Annotated in this window: 15 protein-coding genes; 7 read left to right on the plus strand and 8 right to left on the minus strand. The window is 53.4% G+C overall.

All coding sequences use genetic code 11. The features are described from left to right. Nucleotides 1-30 precede the first annotated feature (30 nt). Nucleotides 31-771: an HTH-type transcriptional regulator MlrA gene (gene mlrA / locus ACNQ0W_RS11980; protein WP_017693055.1), complete on the minus strand. Its 741-nt coding sequence runs from the start codon at nucleotides 769-771 to the stop codon at nucleotides 31-33. 218 nt (nucleotides 772-989) lie between these two features. Between mlrA and ACNQ0W_RS11985 the strand changes: the two genes are divergently transcribed. The 3 genes from ACNQ0W_RS11985 to ACNQ0W_RS11995 are packed head-to-tail and all read left to right on the plus strand — an operon-like array spanning nucleotide 990 to nucleotide 3,905. After that, on the plus strand, nucleotides 990-2,675 hold the full coding sequence (locus tag ACNQ0W_RS11985) for a LytS/YhcK type 5TM receptor domain-containing protein (RefSeq protein ID WP_417933199.1): 1,686 nt from the start codon (nucleotides 990-992) through the stop codon (nucleotides 2,673-2,675). Further along, nucleotides 2,669-3,388 carry a two-component system response regulator BtsR gene (gene btsR, locus ACNQ0W_RS11990; RefSeq protein WP_022648676.1) on the plus strand — a complete coding sequence of 240 codons (720 nt, stop codon included), beginning with the start codon at nucleotides 2,669-2,671 and terminating at the stop codon, nucleotides 3,386-3,388. The genes ACNQ0W_RS11985 and btsR overlap by 7 nt, the downstream gene beginning before the upstream one ends. 46 nt (nucleotides 3,389-3,434) lie before the next feature. Further along, nucleotides 3,435-3,905, plus strand: a complete 471-nt coding sequence (locus ACNQ0W_RS11995; protein ID WP_062932775.1) for a DUF1456 family protein — start codon at nucleotides 3,435-3,437, stop codon at nucleotides 3,903-3,905. Between the two features lie 47 nt (nucleotides 3,906-3,952). Here ACNQ0W_RS11995 and metG read toward each other — a convergent pair whose 3' ends face one another. Continuing rightward, nucleotides 3,953-5,986 carry a methionine--tRNA ligase gene (gene metG, locus ACNQ0W_RS12000; protein ID WP_015572338.1) on the minus strand — a complete coding sequence of 678 codons (2,034 nt, stop codon included), beginning with the start codon at nucleotides 5,984-5,986 and terminating at the stop codon, nucleotides 3,953-3,955. A gap of 137 nt (nucleotides 5,987-6,123) precedes the next feature. Between metG and apbC the strand changes: the two genes are divergently transcribed. Continuing rightward, nucleotides 6,124-7,233, plus strand: a complete 1,110-nt coding sequence (gene apbC / locus ACNQ0W_RS12005) for an iron-sulfur cluster carrier protein ApbC (protein ID WP_062932776.1) — start codon at nucleotides 6,124-6,126, stop codon at nucleotides 7,231-7,233. An 89-nt stretch (nucleotides 7,234-7,322) separates the two neighbouring features. On the opposite strand, the gene ACNQ0W_RS12010 is transcribed toward apbC, so the two are convergent. Together ACNQ0W_RS12010 and ACNQ0W_RS12015 are read right to left on the minus strand one after the other, a co-directional pair. Beyond that, nucleotides 7,323-7,802 (minus strand): GNAT family N-acetyltransferase, encoded by a 480-nt coding sequence (locus tag ACNQ0W_RS12010; RefSeq protein ID WP_047053607.1) that lies wholly within the window; start codon nucleotides 7,800-7,802, stop codon nucleotides 7,323-7,325. Continuing rightward, the gene (locus ACNQ0W_RS12015) at nucleotides 7,753-8,085 is read right to left on the minus strand and encodes an RcnB family protein (RefSeq protein ID WP_003859260.1); all 333 of its coding nucleotides are present in this window, start codon (nucleotides 8,083-8,085) and stop codon (nucleotides 7,753-7,755) included. The genes ACNQ0W_RS12010 and ACNQ0W_RS12015 overlap by 50 nt, the downstream gene beginning before the upstream one ends. A gap of 480 nt (nucleotides 8,086-8,565) precedes the next feature. On the opposite strand from ACNQ0W_RS12015, the gene ACNQ0W_RS12020 reads away from it, so the two are divergent. The 3 genes from ACNQ0W_RS12020 to ACNQ0W_RS12030 are packed head-to-tail and all read left to right on the plus strand — an operon-like array spanning nucleotide 8,566 to nucleotide 12,352. Then, nucleotides 8,566-9,705 (plus strand): polysaccharide export protein, encoded by a 1,140-nt coding sequence (locus ACNQ0W_RS12020; protein WP_062932777.1) that lies wholly within the window; start codon nucleotides 8,566-8,568, stop codon nucleotides 9,703-9,705. After that, complete coding sequence (locus ACNQ0W_RS12025; RefSeq protein ID WP_062932778.1) at nucleotides 9,705-10,154, plus strand: protein tyrosine phosphatase; 450 nt, start codon at nucleotides 9,705-9,707, stop codon at nucleotides 10,152-10,154. Before ACNQ0W_RS12020 ends, ACNQ0W_RS12025 begins: the two co-directional genes overlap by 1 nt. Continuing rightward, nucleotides 10,154-12,352: a polysaccharide biosynthesis tyrosine autokinase gene (locus ACNQ0W_RS12030; RefSeq protein WP_116329879.1), complete on the plus strand. Its 2,199-nt coding sequence runs from the start codon at nucleotides 10,154-10,156 to the stop codon at nucleotides 12,350-12,352. The genes ACNQ0W_RS12025 and ACNQ0W_RS12030 overlap by 1 nt, the downstream gene beginning before the upstream one ends. A gap of 44 nt (nucleotides 12,353-12,396) precedes the next feature. On the opposite strand, the gene ACNQ0W_RS12035 is transcribed toward ACNQ0W_RS12030, so the two are convergent. The 4 genes from ACNQ0W_RS12035 to ACNQ0W_RS12050 all read right to left on the minus strand — a co-directional run bounded on the left by ACNQ0W_RS12035 (nucleotide 12,397) and on the right by ACNQ0W_RS12050 (nucleotide 17,310). After that, nucleotides 12,397-13,863 carry a pyridoxal phosphate-dependent decarboxylase family protein gene (locus ACNQ0W_RS12035; protein ID WP_062932780.1) on the minus strand — a complete coding sequence of 489 codons (1,467 nt, stop codon included), beginning with the start codon at nucleotides 13,861-13,863 and terminating at the stop codon, nucleotides 12,397-12,399. Nucleotides 13,864-13,881: 18 nt separating this feature from the next. Beyond that, complete coding sequence (locus ACNQ0W_RS12040; protein ID WP_015572345.1) at nucleotides 13,882-15,258, minus strand: diaminobutyrate--2-oxoglutarate transaminase; 1,377 nt, start codon at nucleotides 15,256-15,258, stop codon at nucleotides 13,882-13,884. A gap of 311 nt (nucleotides 15,259-15,569) precedes the next feature. After that, a complete protein-coding gene (locus tag ACNQ0W_RS12045) occupies nucleotides 15,570-16,013 on the minus strand; it encodes a hypothetical protein (protein ID WP_062932781.1) in 444 nt (147 codons plus the stop codon). 196 nt (nucleotides 16,014-16,209) lie between these two features. After that, nucleotides 16,210-17,310 (minus strand): YadA C-terminal domain-containing protein, encoded by a 1,101-nt coding sequence (locus ACNQ0W_RS12050; RefSeq protein ID WP_062932782.1) that lies wholly within the window; start codon nucleotides 17,308-17,310, stop codon nucleotides 16,210-16,212. Between the last annotated feature and the right edge of the window lie 215 nt (nucleotides 17,311-17,525).

Genomic DNA, 17,525 nt, shown 5'->3' on the forward strand with positions numbered 1-17,525 from the left:
GCGCAGCTGTTAATGAACCATTAAATGCCGTTACGACGCATTTGGCCCCAGCGAGTAAACGGGATAACCATGTTCGCGCCATTCCGTCAGGAGCTGCTGCTGGGAAGCGGAGGGGACTTCGCCGCACCAGACCAGCAGCGTCTGTCCCTCAAACAGTTCCGGCCTGAGCTGGGCCAGGGAGTGGGCAAGCACGTCAACGCGCCAGCCCTGCTGGGTGGCAATCCAGGCTTCGAGCCACAGCCGGGTGGTATCGTGTACGTTCCAGCCGATCACCAGCGCATCTTTGCTGTTTTTATTCCGCGCTGAGGCAAGACAGACGGAAATATAGTTAATCAGCACGCCATCAAGCATGCTGAGCAGCGCCTGTAGGGTGGTTTGCTGACACTGAAGCCGACGCCGTAGGGGAATAAAAAGATGGGTGATCAGGGTTTGCGCCGGGTAGTCTCGACCCTGTTCTTTGATCCAGCCGCGCAGACGCTGCAAATTGCCACTCTGCAACAGCCTCAGCAGCGTTTCCTGCTGTTCGCGCCAGAGAAGCTGCGTATCGGGATCGTCCTGGCTCAGAAGCGATTTTACCTTGCCGACCTGTACGCCGTTGTCGATCCAGCTTTTGATCTCGCGGATCCGGTCAATATCCGCATCGTTAAACAGGCGGTGCCCGCCGTCCGTTCTTTGCGGCTTAAGCAATCCATACCGTCGCTGCCACGCCCGTAGCGTAACGGGATTGATATCACACAGGAGTGCCACTTCACCTATTGTGTAAAGCGCCATTTTCGCCCCCAGGCTTGCGCGTCCCCAGCTTAACTGTAGACCCACTTTGCGGAACCAGGAAGATTTGATTCTTTTTTGTACAAATTATACGAAAGACAGGTTATCTCCGGCAAAAGGTGTGATGACGGACACGATTTATCGCTTTTTTGGCACGTTTCAAAGAAAGTTCATCGCCACCAGTGTATGTTACGCGTTTTTAGAATGTGCGGTTTGTGAGTATGTACGAGTTTAATCTGGTGCTGCTGTTGCTTCAGCAGATGTGCGTGTTCCTTGTCATCGCCTGGTTGATGAGCAAAACTCGCCTGTTTATTCCGCTGATGCAGGTCACCGTCCGTCTGCCGCACAAATTCCTCTGCTACGTCGTATTTTCCATATTCTGCATTATGGGGACCTGGTTTGGTCTCCATATCGAAGATTCCATCGCCAATACGCGCGCCATCGGCGCGGGAATGGGCGGGCTGCTCGGAGGCCCGGTTGTCGGCGGTCTGGTGGGGTTAACCGGCGGCCTGCACCGCTATTCGATGGGCGGTATGACGGCGCTGAGCTGCATGATCTCCACCATTGTCGAAGGGCTGCTCGGTGGTCTCGTCCACAGCTATATGATTAAGCGTGGTCGCCCGGATAAAGTGTTCAGTCCCTTTACCGCAGGGGCGATTACCTTCGTGGCGGAAATGGCGCAGATGGCGATCATTTTGCTGATTGCGCGCCCGTTTGACGATGCGTTACATCTGGTCAGCAGCATTGCCGCACCGATGATGGTCACCAATACCGTAGGCGCGGCGCTGTTTATGCGCATTCTGCTCGATAAACGCGCCATGTTCGAAAAATACACCTCGGCATTTTCTGCCACCGCCTTAAAAGTTGCGGCGTCGACGGAAGGGATCCTGCGGCAGGGATTCAACGAGGAGAACAGCATGAAGGTGGCGCAGGTGCTGTATAAAGAGCTGGATATCGGAGCTGTGGCGATTACCGATCGCGAAAAGCTGCTGGCGTTTACCGGCACCGGCGACGACCACCATCTGCCGGGCAAACCGATCTCATCGGCCTATACCCTGCGCGCTATTGAAACGGGTGAAGTGGTGTATGCCGACGGAAATGAAGTGCCGTACCGCTGTTCCCTGCATCCGCAGTGCAAACTCGGCTCTACGCTGGTCATTCCCCTGCGGGGCGAAAACCAGCGCGTTATGGGTACCATTAAGCTTTACGAAGCCAAAAATCGCCTGTTCAGCTCCATCAACCGCACGCTGGGGGAGGGGATCGCCCAGCTGCTTTCGGCGCAAATCCTGGCGGGGCAGTATGAACGGCAAAAAGCGCTGCTGACGCAGTCAGAAATTAAGCTCCTGCACGCTCAGGTGAATCCGCATTTCCTGTTTAACGCGCTCAACACGCTGAAGGCGGTGATCCGCCGCGACAGCGATCAGGCCGCGCAGCTGGTGCAATTTCTGTCGACCTTTTTCCGCAAAAACCTGAAGCGTCCCTCGGAGATCGTCACCCTCGCGGACGAGATTGAGCACGTAAACGCCTATCTGCAAATTGAAAAAGCGCGCTTTCAGTCACGTTTACAGGTGTCGTTATCCGTCCCGGACGAGCTGGCGTATCAGCATCTTCCGGCTTTTACCCTGCAACCGATTGTGGAGAACGCCATTAAGCATGGGACCTCGCAGTTGCTGGGAACCGGAGAGATTATGATTTCCGCTTCCCGTTTTAACCACCATCTGGTGCTGGATATTGAAGACAACGCGGGGCTGTATGAAGCTTCCGCGTCAGGCGGTCTGGGCATGAGCCTGGTGGATAAACGCCTGCGCGCCCATTTTGGCGATGACTGCGGTATCACCGTCGCCTGTGAGCCAGATCGCTATACCCGAATTACCTTACGATTGCCGCTGGAGGAGAACGCATGTTAAGAGTGCTGATTGTTGATGATGAGCCGTTAGCACGAGAAAACCTGCGTGTCCTGTTGCAGGAGCAGAGTGATATCGAGGTTGTGGGGGAATGTGCCAATGCCATCGAAGGCATCGGTGCGGTGCATAAACTGCGCCCGGACGTGCTATTCCTCGATATTCAGATGCCGCGCATCAGCGGGCTGGAGATGGTCGGCATGCTCGACCCGGAGCACCGTCCCTATATCGTCTTTCTGACGGCCTTTGATGAGTACGCGGTAAAGGCGTTTGAAGAGCACGCGTTTGATTATCTGCTGAAGCCGATTGAAGAGAAACGGCTTGAAAAGACCCTGACCCGTCTGCGCCAGGAGCGTACCGCGCAGGACGTGACGCTGCTGCCGGAGCATCAGCAGCCCCTGAAATTTATCCCCTGTACCGGGCACAGCCGGATTTACCTCCTGCAAATGGACGACGTTGCCTTTGTCAGCAGCCGTCTGAGCGGAGTATACGTCACCAGCGCTGAAGGCAACGAAGGCTTTACCGAGCTGACCCTACGCACGCTGGAGAGCCGCACGCCGCTGATCCGCTGCCATCGTCAGTATCTGGTGAACATGGCGCACCTGAAGGAGATCCGTCTGGAAGATAACGGCCAGGCCGAGCTGGTGTTACGTGCCGGGCAAACCGTTCCCGTCAGTCGTCGCTACCTGAAAAGTTTGAAAGAGGCGATAGGGCTGTAAAACTGGTACACTGCGCGCCATTGCATCATCGACATTCGAAGGCTCTATGCTAAGTAACGATATTCTTCGTAGCCTGCGCTACACCCTGAAAGCGAACAATAATGACATGGTGCGCATCCTTGCGCTCTCCGACATGGAATCCACGTCCGCCGGGTTCGACACCTGGATGACCAAAGAAGACGAAGAGGGTTTTGTTCGCTGCCCGGACATAATTCTGTCGGGCTTTCTGAACGGCCTGATCTACGACAAGCGCGGCAAAGATGAATCTGCGCCTGAGCTGGCGCTGGAGCGTCGGGTGAATAACAACACGGTGCTGAAAAAGCTGCGTATTGCTTTCTCCCTGAAAACTGACGACATTCTGGCGCTCATGACCGAGCAGAAATTTCGCGTGTCGATGCCGGAAATCACCGCCATGATGCGCGCGCCGGATCATAAGAATTATCGCGAGTGTGGGGATCAGTTTCTGCGTTATTTCCTGCGTGGGTTGACGCAGCGGGTGCATAACCAGAAGGGGTGATTTTAAGCCGGGCAAAAAAAAGCCGGAGATTATCTCCGGCTTTTTTGTTATTTCACCTGCTGACCCGGCTTCGCGCCTTCGTCAGGGCTTAACAGGAAGATATCTTTCCCGCCCGGGCCTGCGGCCATCACCATCCCCTCAGAGATGCCGAAGCGCATTTTGCGCGGCGCCAGGTTTGCCACCATCACGGTCTGACGACCAATCAGCACCTGCGGATCGGGATACGCGGAACGAATGCCGGAGAAGACGTTACGCTTCTCGCCGCCCAGATCCAGCGTCAGGCGCAGCAGTTTGTCAGAGCCTTCCACGAACTCCGCGTTTTCGATCAGCGCCACGCGCAGGTCGACTTTGGCGAAATCATCAAAGGTGATGGTCTCCTGAATCGGATCGTCTGCCAGCGGGCCGGTCACCGGTGCGGCAGCCGCTTTCACCTCTTCTTTGGATGCTTCCACCAGCGCATCAACCTGCTTCATCTCGATGCGGTTATACAGCGCCTTGAAGGTGTTCACCTTGTGGCCGAGCAGCGGCTGCTGGATAGCATCCCAGGTCAGTTCGGTGTTCAGGAATGCTTCCGCGCGGGCTGCCAGCTGCGGCAGAACCGGCTTCAGCCAGGTCATCAGCACGCGGAACATGTTCAGACCCATGGTGCAGATCGCCTGCAAGTCGGCGTCACGACCTTCCTGTTTCGCCACTACCCACGGCGCCTGCTCGTCCACATAGCGGTTGGCCACGTCTGCCAGCGCCATGATTTCGCGAATGGCTTTACCGAATTCACGGCTTTCCCAGGCCTCGCCAACCGCAGCGGCGGCGTCGGTGAAGGTTTTATACAGTTCAGGATCGGCCAGTTCGGCAGAGAGCACGCCGTCAAAGCGTTTGGCGATAAAACCTGCGTTACGGGACGCCAGGTTCACCACCTTGTTGACGATGTCCGCGTTCACGCGCTGCACGAAATCTTCCAGATTCAGGTCGATATCGTCGATGCGGGAAGAGAGCTTCGCGGTGTAGTAGTAGCGCAGGCTGTCTGCGTCAAAGTGGTTCAGCCAGGTGCTGGCCTTAATAAACGTCCCGCGAGATTTAGACATCTTCGCGCCGTTAACCGTTACGTAGCCATGTACGAACAGGTTGGTCGGCTTGCGGAAGTTGCTGCCTTCCAGCATTGCTGGCCAGAACAGGCTGTGGAAGTAAACGATGTCTTTACCGATGAAGTGGTACAGCTCGGCATCGGAATCTTTTTTCCAGTATTCGTCGAAGCTGACGGTGTCGCCGCGCTTGTCACACAGATTCTTGAACGACCCCATGTAGCCAATCGGCGCATCCAGCCAGACGTAGAAATATTTGCCCGGCGCGTTCGGGATTTCGAAGCCAAAGTAGGGCGCATCGCGGGAGATATCCCACTGTTGCAGACCGGATTCGAACCACTCCTGCATTTTGTTCGCGACCTGCTCCTGCAATGCACCGCTGCGGGTCCACGCCTTCAGCATTTCGCTGAACGACGGCAGGTCGAAGAAGAAGTGCTCGGAGTCACGCATCACCGGCGTCGCGCCGGAAACCACGGATTTCGGTTCGATAAGCTCGGTCGGGCTGTAGGTCGCGCCGCACACTTCGCAGTTATCGCCGTACTGGTCCGGGGATTTACATTTCGGACAGGTGCCTTTAACGAAACGGTCCGGCAGGAACATGCCTTTTTCCGGATCGTACAGCTGAGAGATGGTGCGGTTTTTAATGAAACCGTTCTCTTTCAGGCGGGTGTAGATCAGCTCTGACAGCTCGCGGTTTTCGTCGCTGTGCGTGGAGTGATAGTTGTCATAGCTGATGTCAAAGCCAGCAAAATCAGTCTGATGCTCCTGACTCATTTCGGCGATCATCTGTTCCGGGGAAATGCCCAGCTGCTGCGCTTTCAGCATGATCGGCGTGCCGTGGGCATCGTCCGCACAGATGAAGTTCACCTCGTGGCCGCGCATTCGCTGGTAACGGACCCAGACATCAGCCTGGATATGCTCCAGCATGTGGCCGAGGTGGATTGAGCCGTTGGCGTACGGCAGGGCGCACGTTACCAGAATTTTTTTCGCGACTTGAGTCATAGTAGGCATTACTTCTTTTAACTGTGAAAAGGGTTTTCGATATTACCAAAAGGGGCATTATTAAGTAAGCACAAACCGCGGCCTTTCAGGTAAACTTGTTTGTCTAAGGTCTTATTCACAAGAACAAAGGAGTCGGGATGAGTTCTCAATCCCAGGCCAAATCACCGGAAGCCTTACGAGCAATGGTCGCCGGGACGCTGGCTAATTTTCAGCATCCAACCCTGAAGCACAATCTCACGACGCTGAAAGCGCTTCATCACGTCGCATGGCTGGACGATACGCTGCACATCGAGCTACAGATGCCGTTCGTCTGGACCAGCGCCTTTGATGCCCTGAAAGAGCAAACCAGCTCTGAGCTGCTGCGCATTACTGGCGCAAAAGCAATTGACTGGAAGCTAAGCCACAGCATCGCCACGCTCAAGCGCGTGAAAAATCAGCCGGGCGTTAACGGCGTGAAGAACATCATCGCCGTCAGCTCTGGCAAGGGCGGGGTGGGTAAATCGTCGACCGCCGTGAACCTGGCGCTTGCGCTGGCGGCAGAAGGGGCGAAAGTCGGCATTCTGGATGCGGATATCTACGGCCCGTCCATTCCAAACATGCTGGGGGCGGAAAACCAGCGTCCAACCTCGCCGGACGGCACCCACATGGCGCCGATCGTAGCACACGGTCTGGCGAGCAACTCCATTGGATATCTGGTCACTGACGATAACGCAATGGTCTGGCGTGGCCCGATGGCCAGCAAGGCGCTGCTGCAAATGTTGCAGGAAACAATGTGGCCTGACCTCGATTATCTGGTGCTGGACATGCCGCCGGGCACCGGTGATATCCAGCTGACGCTGGCGCAGAACATTCCGGTTACCGGCGCCGTCGTGGTCACCACGCCGCAGGATATCGCGCTGATCGACGCCAAAAAAGGCATCGTCATGTTCGAGAAGGTGGAGGTGTCGGTACTGGGTATCGTCGAGAACATGAGCATGCACATTTGCAGCAACTGCGGGCACCATGAGCCTATCTTTGGTACCGGTGGCGCCGAAAAGCTGGCGGCGCAATACCACACGCAACTGCTGGGGCAACTGCCGCTGCATATCACACTGCGTGAAGATCTGGATAGCGGTAAGCCGACGGTGGTCAGCCGTCCGGATAGCGAATTCACGGAAATCTATCGTCAACTGGCGGGGCGCGTTGCGGCGCAGCTTTACTGGCAGGGCGAAGTCATTCCGGGTGAAATCGCCTTCCGCGCGGTGTAACGCCTCTGCGCGTTAGTGCCGGGTGGCGGCTTCGCCTTACCCGGCCTACCTCGATTTTGTCGGTCAGGTAAGCGTAGCGCCACCTGACTTTACCCAAGCCGATAGTGCATCAAATAATACTCTCCGTCCGGAGAATCTCCCGTCGCCTCAATGTGCCAGCCGTGGCGCTGGTAAAACGCAACCGCCCGCTCATTCTTCACCAGACACTTGAGTGAACCCGTGCTGGTAAACGTCTTCTGTACCTGTTCCAGTAACAAATGACCCACTCCCAGGCTCTGATACTGCGGATCGACAAACAGGTTGTGCAGAAAATTATCGTTCGTCCAGACTGAGGCAAAGCCAAGTCGGTGCCCATCCTGCTCCGCCACCCAAATCTCTTCGTCCAGGGTTGCCGCGTCAAAATCTTCAAGCTGCCACGCAGAACTGTCCAGCCACGGCCAGGCTTCACGCCGAGCGTGGAGGAAGAGCGTGCGCAGGAAAGGGCGATCACTCTCCTGCCACGGACGGATTAGGATCGTATCAGCGGTGATAGAAGATATCTCCGTTATAGGCTTTGTAGATTTTGCCATCGGCATCGCCAATCAGAACATAATTTTCACCCATGTAGGTCCAGTGTGTGCCGGCATCGGGCGCAGGAAGGTTACGCAACTGGTACTGTTTGATGGTGTACTCGGGCGTCTGATACTGCGCGGGCGCGGTGTCGCCAATTTTGAACTTCGTAAAATCGGCAATAAACTCTTGTTCTTCATAGGCCTTGATGCCGGAAGGCGCTGTCGACGCTTGCGGTGCAGCGTGCGCGGCCCCCGCCAGTGACACTAATACACCCAGAAGCAACAATTTACGCTTAGCCATTTTTTCTCCAGTCATATCGTTACTGATACTTTTTGTGTGCAGATCCGTAAACGGATGGCAGACAGTTCATTTTAAGTATCCTCACAGGGTGAGTTTGCAAAAAATGTAACAAAAGCGCACGGTTTTGTGTAGTCGCAACCGGCATTAAATATTTCTTCGATGAATAAATATTGGCTTATGCAGATAACATAATTATTGGTTTATTAATTAATTCTGAAAAAACATTTTCAAAGCAAATTTACAAAGATCCAGGCATGCATTAAACGAATAGAACATTTAAGATTGCCCGAAACCCTCTTTCCTAACCCGTAAGTCAGACGATGCAGGGCTGTTAAAGCCAGGCCGCAGGGATGCTGTGGTTTTTTAAATATTACTGCCATCACTGTTAATTAATTTGACAGTAAAGGATTGTTTTAGAATGGAAATCACCATTTCATTACGTATTCGATAATCAATACTATAAAAAGATATTTTTACTCAATGAAAAACACAACAGTCTTTTCGATATTGTTTTTAATTATTACGCCGTTATCTGGCTGCGTATTTTCACCGGGTCAGCATCTGGATCTTGCTGGAAAACAGGTCATGACCACAGAAGATGCAAACGATCGTCTGGAGAAACGGATTGATGTTTATCCTCTTACGCCTTCGTTAATTGAAAAATTGCGGCCATCGGTCCTGAAATCTCAGGCAAATCCTAAGCTGGATGAACAGGTCAAAAGCTGGGAATACCGTATCGGCGTTGGGGATATTTTGACCGTCACCGTCTGGGATCACCCTGAACTGACAACTCCGGCGGGGCAGTATCGTAGCGCCAGTGACACCGGTAACTGGGTTAATGCCGACGGTACACTTTTCTATCCTTATGTCGGTAAATTGCAGGTGGCAGGCAAAACGGTCGCACGGGTACGCGAGGAGATCACGGCCCGGCTGAACAATGTCATTGAAAGCCCGCAGGTGGACGTCAGCGTCGCCTCTTTCCGCTCGCAAAAAGCCTATGTGACGGGCGAGGTGGTGAAGTCGGGGCAGCAGGCGATCACCAATATCCCGTTAACGGTGATGGATGCCGTTAACGCCGCAGGGGGGCTCTCTGCCGACGCGGACTGGCGCAATGTCGTGCTGACGCATAATGGGAAGGATACGCGCCTCTCGCTGTATGCGCTGATGCAGCATGGCGATCTCACCCAAAATAAGCTGCTCTATCCCGGCGATATTCTGTTTGTCCCCCGTAACGATGCGCTGAAAGTGTTCGTCATGGGCGAGGTCGTTAAACAGAGCACGCTGAAAATGGATCGCAGCGGCATGACCCTGGCCGAAGCGCTGGGCAATGCGGGTGGGCTGAACCAGAATATGGCCGATGCCACCGGCATTTTTGTCATTCGTTCGCTGCCGAAAAGCGAGCGTTCAGAGAAAATCGCCAACATCTACCAGCTCAATGCTCAGGACGCATCAGCCATGGTGTTAGGCACCGAGTTTCAGCTTGAGCCTTATGACATTGTCTATGTCACCACTGCACCACTGTCCCGCTGGAATCGCGTGATATCACAGCTTGTTCCGACTATCAGCGGGGTGCATGACCTTACCGAAACGGTTCGTTACATCAGATCGTGGCCGCAATAATGTTCAAATCAATACTCGTGGTTTGCACCGGAAATGTCTGCCGTTCTCCGATTGGGGAGCGGCTTTTACGCCAGCACCTGCCCGACAGACATATCGCCTCGGCGGGGATATACGGGCTTGAGGGGCGCCCGGCGGATGACAGCGCCCAGGACGTGGCCTGGCGGCATGGGATCTCCCTCGACGGTCATGTGGCGCGCCGGCTGACACGCAATCTGATGCAGGAATCCGATCTTATCCTGGTGATGGAGCCGGAACATCTTCGCTTCATTGCGGCCATGGCGCCGGAGAGCAGGGGAAAGTCGCTGCTTTTTGGGCAATGGCTGGAGCCGCAGGATATCCCCGATCCCTACCGTAAAAGCCGGGAGGCGTTTGAATATGTATTCGGGTTATTGGGTAAAGCCAGCCAGGAATGGGCACGTCGTTTAGGTCAGAAAGGAATGAAGCAATAATGTCGTCTTACACAACAGACAATTATGGTGCAGCGGCACCGCAACAACATGAAGTCGATCTCGTTCGTTTGCTCGTCGAGATGATCGACCACCGCACGATGATTCTGTGCGTGACGTTCCTGTTCACCCTATGCGCCGGTCTCTATGCCTGGGTTACGCCCCCTGTTTATCAGGCGGATGCCATGGTGCAAATAGAAAGCAGACAGGATAACAGCCTGCTCAAAGGTTTGAGCCAGCTGGGCACCGATGTTTCGCCGGATGTTGCCCCTGAAATTTTACTGCTGAAATCACGCATGATCCTCGGCGAGACCGTTGACAAATTAGGCCTGACGCAGCAGGCAAAGCCGCGCGTTTTGCCTGTTGTGGGACGTCTCTGGCAGCGCCTGCAAGGGCGTGAGCAGGGCAAAATCACGTTAGGCGAACTCCAGATCCCGCAGGTGGAAGGCAACGCGCAAGAGCTTACGCTGACCGTACAGGAAGCGGGAAAATATCACCTGACGGGCGAAAACATTGAGGCAGAGGGTCGGGTTGGGAAAACGCTGGTTACGCAAGGGATCGTTCTGCTGGTGACGTCGATTGAGGCTGAGCCAGGCACGCAATTTTCGCTTAAGTCGTTGACGCGGCTTGAGACGATCAACGCGCTGAAGAAGCGTCTCACGGTTGCGGAGTCGGAGAAACAGAGCGGTATCGTGACCTTAACCCTGACGGGCGAAGATCCTGACAACATCGCCCGGGTGCTGAATGCGATTGCTGACAATTATCTCCAGCAAAATATCGCGCGCCAGGAGGCTCAGGATTCTCGTAGTCTGGCTTTTTTACAGGCGCAGTTGCCGAAAATCAGAGCGGATCTGGATCAGGCTGAAGCGAGGCTGAATACCTACAGGGCGCAGCGCGACTCGGTGGACCTGTCTTTAGAGGCAAAATCCGTGCTGGATCAGGTTGTTAACGTGGAGAATCAGCTAAATGAACTGACGTTCCGGGAGGCAGAGATCTCCCAGCTCTTTAAAAAGAGTCACCCGACCTATCGTGCATTGCATGAAAAGAGACAGACCCTTGAGCGGGAACGGGATCGTCTGAATAACCGTGTGTCAGCTATGCCCTCCACGCAGCAGGAGATTTTACGCCTGAGCCGCGATGTTGAGTCGGGCCGCACGATTTATTTACAGCTATTGACGCGTCAGCAGGAGCTTAATATTTCCCGCTCCAGCGCGGTCGGGAACGTGAGGATCATTGATGAGGCGGTTACGCTGCCGGACCCGATAAAGCCGCGTAAAGCGTTAATCATCGTTCTTGGTGCGCTCTTCGGGCTAATGTTCTCAATGGGGACCGTGCTGGTACGTCAGGCGTTCAAACGTGGGATCACGCTTTCCGAACAGCTGGAAGCGCAGGGGATGCCGGTTCTGGCTACGTTGCCACGTTCACAGTGGCTGTGGAGTAAAACGCAGTTGCGCAGAAAAAATCCGTTTTCTCGTAGCTGGAAACACAAGACCTCGGATGTGCCTTTCCTGCCCGTCGATCGCCCTGCTGATATGTTTGTTGAGGCGGTACGCGGGCTGCGGACCAGTCTGCATTTCACCATGATGGAGGCTGAGAACCGCATTGTGATGATTTCTGGCCCCACGCAGGACTGCGGAAAAACGCTGGTGGCGACGAATCTGGCGGCCATCGCCGGGCAGAGCGGTCAGCGGGTGCTGTTTATTGATGCGGATATGCGCCAGGGCTATGTTCATAATATTTTTGGCCTGGAGAACCGCCACGGATTGTCCTGCCTGCTCGAAGGGAAACGCGACTTAGCGGAGGTCATTCAGCATGCTGAAAAAGCGGGGATTGACGTCATCACCTGCGGACCGGAACCCCTGCGCCCGTTAGAATTGCTGTTAAGCGAACGATTCCTTTCCGTCATGTCCTGGGTTAACGCGCAATATGACATCGTCATCATTGACACACCGCCGGTCCTGGCCGTCACCGATGCCGCGCTGGTCGCCAGAGCCGCCGGAACAACGCTAATGGTTGCCCGTTTCGATAAAACCAGCGTGAAAGAGATGGAGAATACCGTTAAACGGCTACAGCTCGTTGGCGTGAAGGTCAGCGGCACAATCCTCAACGATATTGTTAAATCCGCAGCGCTGTATTACAGCTCGGGGTACAGCCAGTATGAATACGTTTATGCTTCGAGGAAAAAAGGGGAAAGGCGTTAGCGCGGGAAAAACAATCCCTCTCCCGGGTGGGAGAGGGATAAGCATTACTTCGCCATCACTTCCTGCGCGGTACGCTCAACCAGAGACAGCAGGACTTTTACGTCCTCCAGCGTTACGGTTGGGTTCAGCAGGGTCAGCTTCAGGCAGGTGATACCGTTATGCTCGGTCACACCGACGTTTGCACGGCCAGACTCCAGCAGCGCATCGCCAATTTTCTGGTTCAGCAGGGCAATACCGGCGTCATCCATCTGCGCCTGCGGACGGAAGCGGAACAGTACGCTTGCCAGCTGGGGTTGCATTACCAGTTCCAGAGCAGACTGCTCTTTCACGTAAGCCGCAACCTGCTGCGCCAGCGTCACGCCGTGATCGATGATTGCCGCGTATTGCTCCTGACCCAGCGCTTCCAGGCTCATCCACAGTTTCAGCGCGTCGAAACGGCGCGTGGTTTGCAGAGATTTGGAGACCAGGTTAGGTACACCCGCTTCTTCATCGAACTCAGAGTTAAGATAGGCCGCCTGATAGCGCATCAGCTCATAGTGACGCGCTTCTTTCAACAGGAACGCGCCGCAGCTGATGGTCTGGAAGAACTGCTTGTGGAAGTCCAGGGTGACGGAATCCACCAGCTCGATACCGTCCAGGTAGTGACGATACTGCTCAGACATCAGCAGCGCGCCGCCCCAGGCCGCATCAACGTGCACCCAGATATTGTGTTTTGCAGCCAGCTCAGCAATCGCACGCAGTGGATCGATAGCACCCGCATCGGTCGTACCGGCCGTGGCCACAATCGCCAGGATCTGCTCGCCGTTCGCGTTGCACTGTTCGATTTTCGCCGCCAGATCGGTGAGATCCATGCGGGAAAATTCGTCCGTTTTCACCTGCACCACGGACTGGTAGCCCAGACCCATCAGCGCCATGTTTTTCTGCACGGAGAAGTGGGCGTTTTCAGAGCACAGCACGCGAATTTTGCGCAGATCGCCCACCAGACCATCCTGCTGAACCGAGTGGCCCTGACGCGCAAAGAACGCGTCACGCGCCAGCATCAGCCCCATCAGGTTACTCTGGGTGCCGCCGCTGGTGAAGACGCCTGCGTCGCCAGCCTGATAACCCACGCGGGTACGCAGCCATTCGATCAGCTTGATCTCGATGATGGTTGCGGACGGGCTTTGATCCCAGGAGTCCATACTCTGGTTGGTGGCGTTAATCAGCACTTCCGCCGCCTGGCTAACTACCAGGCTTGGGCAGTGCAGGTGCGCCACGCACTGCGGGTGATGAACGGACAAACTGTCTTTCAGGAAGAACTCCACGGCGCGTTCAATCGCCGCTTCGTTGCCCAGCCCTTTCGGGTTGAAATCCAGCTTAATACGGTCGCGCAGCTCCGCGACCGTTTTGCCCTGGTACATCTCAGGCTGTTTCAGCCACTGCATCACAGCCTGAGTGCTTTGTTCAATCGCCTGCTGGTAAGCGTCAATGCTCTGCGCAGAGGAGAACAAAATTGGGTTTGAATCAGACATCGTATTCAACAACTCCGGTTACGCCGGGCTAACGCCCGCAGCAAGCAGTGCCTGCTCGAATTTATCCAGGAAGACTTTCAGCTCGTCATCGCTGATCAGCAGAGAAGGCAGCAGACGCAGAACGATACCGTTACGGCCGCCACGCTCCAGAATCAGGCCCGCTTCGAAGCATTTTTTCTGGATCAGTGCAGACAGCTCGCCATCGCCCGGGAAGCAACCCATGTGGTCGGCCGCTTCATGTGGCTTAACGATTTCAATACCGATCATCATGCCCAGACCGCGAACGTGGCCGATCACCGGATAGCGTTTCGCCATCTCTTTCAGCTGGCCTTTCAGCCATTCGCCCTGTGCAGCTACTTTGCCCGCGATGTTCTGGTCTTTCAGGATCTTCAGCGTCGTCAGACCGGTTGCCATCGCCAGCTGGTTGCCGCGGAAAGTACCGGTATGGTGACCTGGCGCCCATGCATCGAACTGCTTTTTGATACCGAGCACGGCCAGCGGCAGACCGCCACCAACTGCTTTAGACATCACGATGATGTCTGGCTCAATGCCAGCGTGTTCGAAGGCAAAGAATTTACCGGTACGGGCAAAGCCAGCCTGGACTTCGTCGAGGATCAGCAGGATACCGTGTTCCTGAGTGACTTTACGGATGCGCTGCAACCACTCAACAGGTGCCGGGTTCACGCCACCTTCACCCTGAACGGCTTCGAGGATCACCGCGGCAGGTTTACGCACGCCGCTTTCGACGTCGTTAATCAGATTTTCGAAGTAGTAGGTCAGCGCCTTCACGCCCGCTTCACCACCGATACCCAGTGGGCAACGGTACTCGTGTGGGTAAGGCATGAACTGGACTTCTGGCATCATACCGTCAACCGCTTCTTTCGGAGACAGGTTGCCGGTGACGGACAGTGCGCCGTGGGTCATACCGTGGTAACCACCAGAGAAACTGATGATACCGCTACGACCGGTTACTTTTTTTGCCAGCTTCAGCGCCGCTTCAACGGCGTCAGCCCCGGACGGGCCAGTGAATTGCAGGCAGTACTCTTTGCCCTGACCAGGCAACAGAGAGAGAAGGTATTCTGAAAACGCGTCTTTCAACGGCGTGGTCAGATCCAGGGTATGTAACGGCAAGCCGCTGGTAATGACATTTTGGATGCTTTTCAGCACATCAGGATGATTGTGGCCAAGCGCGAGGGTGCCTGCGCCAGCTAAACAGTCAAGGTATTCTTTATTATCTGCATCGGTGATCCACACGCCTTCTGCTTTCGTGATCGCTAAAGGCAGTTTGCGCGGATAACTCCTGACGTTAGATTCAAATTCGGCCTGACGGGCCAGATAGGTTTCGTTGCTTTTGTGGGCATCTACGGTGTCAATACGGACTTTATCCGTCATCATATCACTCCTACAACCGCCGCTTCGTTATGAGCCACGATTGAATAAAAAGTTAAAAAACAGATGGGGCCTGAAAAAAACGCCGCCAATATAGAGCCTTTTGTCACCGGGCTCAATGGTTAATTTGTTTACTGTTTTGTGACACAGGGCACAGGGCAGGGAAGAACGCCGTTTGTATAGGGAAGATTGCACTTTATACTAAATAAAAACAGCAGCTTACGTATGTTTTGTCAGCATTGTAAAATCAGACAAAAGAGTGTGGCATATCGTGCGATTGGCAAGCGAAAAGGAGGCGGAGCGCCTCCTTACGCTGTTTATTTCTGACTAACGCGTAAAACGCCGTGTTCGCGTCCCTTCGTTTTATTCCACGATGCGTCCGAAATACCGTTTTCATCCAGGCTTAGCGATATCACAAAACCGTTACCACGGATCTCATAGAAATTCGCATTCAGACGTTTCACGCTGGCTTTCTTGCCGTTAACGGTAGCGCTAAAAAAGCCGTTAGAAAGCGTGGCGTTAACCGTGTCCGACGAGAACGAGGCTTCACGCAGGGGATCGTGAATGGATGTCGCTGGTTCGTGTTGTGCCGCGTTTTCCGCTTTGGTTTTGCTGATATCGCAAGAGCCATCGCCAGCGCTAATTTGCGTGCATCCCGAACGCTCTAATTGAGCACGATAATGGGCGTTTATGGCGTGCGCAGGCGAGACACAACCTGCAAGCACGGCAGTACTTATGACTAACATCACTAATTTTTTCATTTTATCGCCTTATAAACGACACAAATAATAAGAAACGTACATGATGCCGATCCATATCCCGACCGAAATGAGCATCAGGTACAGGGCAGCTGAAATAAAAATGTGCTTGAGCATGCTCTATTTAATTAATAAAAGGGTAATGTCGAATATTTGTTAAGTTATACATCTCATATTATGGAGGTTTTAGGTATTTTATTTAAAAGCCAATACCGATGCCTGCACCCATAGCAAGATCGCTGTTTGTAGAATCACTTATACCCGCCTTGATTACAGCGTGATCGCCTGCGTGGAAAGATGCTCCTACGCTGATAGCTTGCTCATTTTTAAATGAACCCACACCGGCAGAGAACATGACAGACTGCTCTTTCTCAACTTGTGGCATGGAAGCGATAGCGATAGCAGAGGCAACACCGCCACGCGCTTCTTTCTTGTTATCATCAACTTCATTTTTCAGGTTTTTGAATTGAGCATTGCTTGAAGATTGTGCTTGTGCGAATGCATGTTGAGCGGCTTTCAGATCAGCAGCTTGCGCCGCCGTTTGAGTATTGAGCAATTTAACTTTGTTGATAGTGGTTGTATCAACTTCTTTCTTCGTGATGGTGGTTGTTACGCCGTTTTTACCGTCTTTTCCATCGGCACCGTTAGTGCCTGCTACACCCTGAATACCCTGGATGCCTTGCATCCCTTGAGCACCAGTAGCGCCTACATCACCTTTTGCACCATCTTTACCATCTTTACCATCTTTCGGCACAGGCGCATTCTCAAGTGCAGTGATACGGGTATCGTTAATACTGATTAACCCGCTATTGATACGTGTTTGATCTGCCACAGCAGCAATATTTTTTGCATTGTTGTCTGCGGTGATTTGAGTATTACCAGCAGCAGCTAACGCAGTATGAGCGGTGCTATCGGCATCATTAGCGGTGGTTTGTGCGGTGCTAATGCCAGCGCTTAACAACGTTTTGTTAGCTTGCAGATCTGCATTGATGTTATTCACATCAGTAATCGTCTGGTTCAGTAATGACGTATTACCCGCAACGTTAGTATTAGTGGAATCAATAGAGGCTTGCAGATTGTCACGATCGCCTTGCAGGTTGTGAATCTGGATATCCTGGCGATTATTATCACCCTCAATAACATCTAAATCATAGACACGGTTATCTGTACCATTCAGGTGATAACCAGAAGCAGGGTTGTTTTCATCATAAAGAACAGCAGAAGCAGCGTTAACACTACTAACGATACTAGCAAACAGAGCACCAATGACAGCAATGGCTGATTTATTTACAGATTTCATTTTAAAGGCTCACATTATTAGAAAGATTAAATAACACTAGCGTTAAGCTTACGTTTGGTTGAGCAGAGCAAAACGGGTAAGTTTAAGTATTTAAGGTTTTGTAAAGTTATTTATATTTATTTAATTTCATTGCTGAACTATAGTAATTTTGCACCTAAAAATATTGATTTAAATCAAGTTTTCTTTGAATGGACAAAAGAGGGTTAATATACTTA

The sequence above is a fragment of the Enterobacter cloacae complex sp. 6730903 genome, assembly GCF_048283985.1.
Taxonomy (GTDB): domain Bacteria; phylum Pseudomonadota; class Gammaproteobacteria; order Enterobacterales; family Enterobacteriaceae; genus Enterobacter; species Enterobacter hormaechei_C.

Bases quoted from the DNA above. Each gene is read 5' to 3' on its own strand.
- mlrA (WP_017693055.1), bottom strand. From the start codon at position 771: ATGGCGCTTTACACAATAGGTGAAGTGGCACTCCTGTGTGATATCAAT.
- ACNQ0W_RS11985 (WP_417933199.1), top strand. From the start codon at position 990: ATGTACGAGTTTAATCTGGTGCTGCTGTTGCTTCAGCAGATGTGCGTG.
- btsR (WP_022648676.1), top strand. From the start codon at position 2,669: ATGTTAAGAGTGCTGATTGTTGATGATGAGCCGTTAGCACGAGAAAAC.
- ACNQ0W_RS11995 (WP_062932775.1), top strand. From the start codon at position 3,435: ATGCTAAGTAACGATATTCTTCGTAGCCTGCGCTACACCCTGAAAGCG.
- metG (WP_015572338.1), bottom strand. From the start codon at position 5,986: ATGACTCAAGTCGCGAAAAAAATTCTGGTAACGTGCGCCCTGCCGTAC.
- apbC (WP_062932776.1), top strand. From the start codon at position 6,124: ATGAGTTCTCAATCCCAGGCCAAATCACCGGAAGCCTTACGAGCAATG.
- ACNQ0W_RS12010 (WP_047053607.1), bottom strand. From the start codon at position 7,802: ATGGCAAAATCTACAAAGCCTATAACGGAGATATCTTCTATCACCGCT.
- ACNQ0W_RS12015 (WP_003859260.1), bottom strand. From the start codon at position 8,085: ATGGCTAAGCGTAAATTGTTGCTTCTGGGTGTATTAGTGTCACTGGCG.
- ACNQ0W_RS12020 (WP_062932777.1), top strand. From the start codon at position 8,566: ATGAAAAACACAACAGTCTTTTCGATATTGTTTTTAATTATTACGCCG.
- ACNQ0W_RS12025 (WP_062932778.1), top strand. From the start codon at position 9,705: ATGTTCAAATCAATACTCGTGGTTTGCACCGGAAATGTCTGCCGTTCT.
- ACNQ0W_RS12030 (WP_116329879.1), top strand. From the start codon at position 10,154: ATGTCGTCTTACACAACAGACAATTATGGTGCAGCGGCACCGCAACAA.
- ACNQ0W_RS12035 (WP_062932780.1), bottom strand. From the start codon at position 13,863: ATGTCTGATTCAAACCCAATTTTGTTCTCCTCTGCGCAGAGCATTGAC.
- ACNQ0W_RS12040 (WP_015572345.1), bottom strand. From the start codon at position 15,258: ATGATGACGGATAAAGTCCGTATTGACACCGTAGATGCCCACAAAAGC.
- ACNQ0W_RS12045 (WP_062932781.1), bottom strand. From the start codon at position 16,013: ATGAAAAAATTAGTGATGTTAGTCATAAGTACTGCCGTGCTTGCAGGT.
- ACNQ0W_RS12050 (WP_062932782.1), bottom strand. From the start codon at position 17,310: ATGAAATCTGTAAATAAATCAGCCATTGCTGTCATTGGTGCTCTGTTT.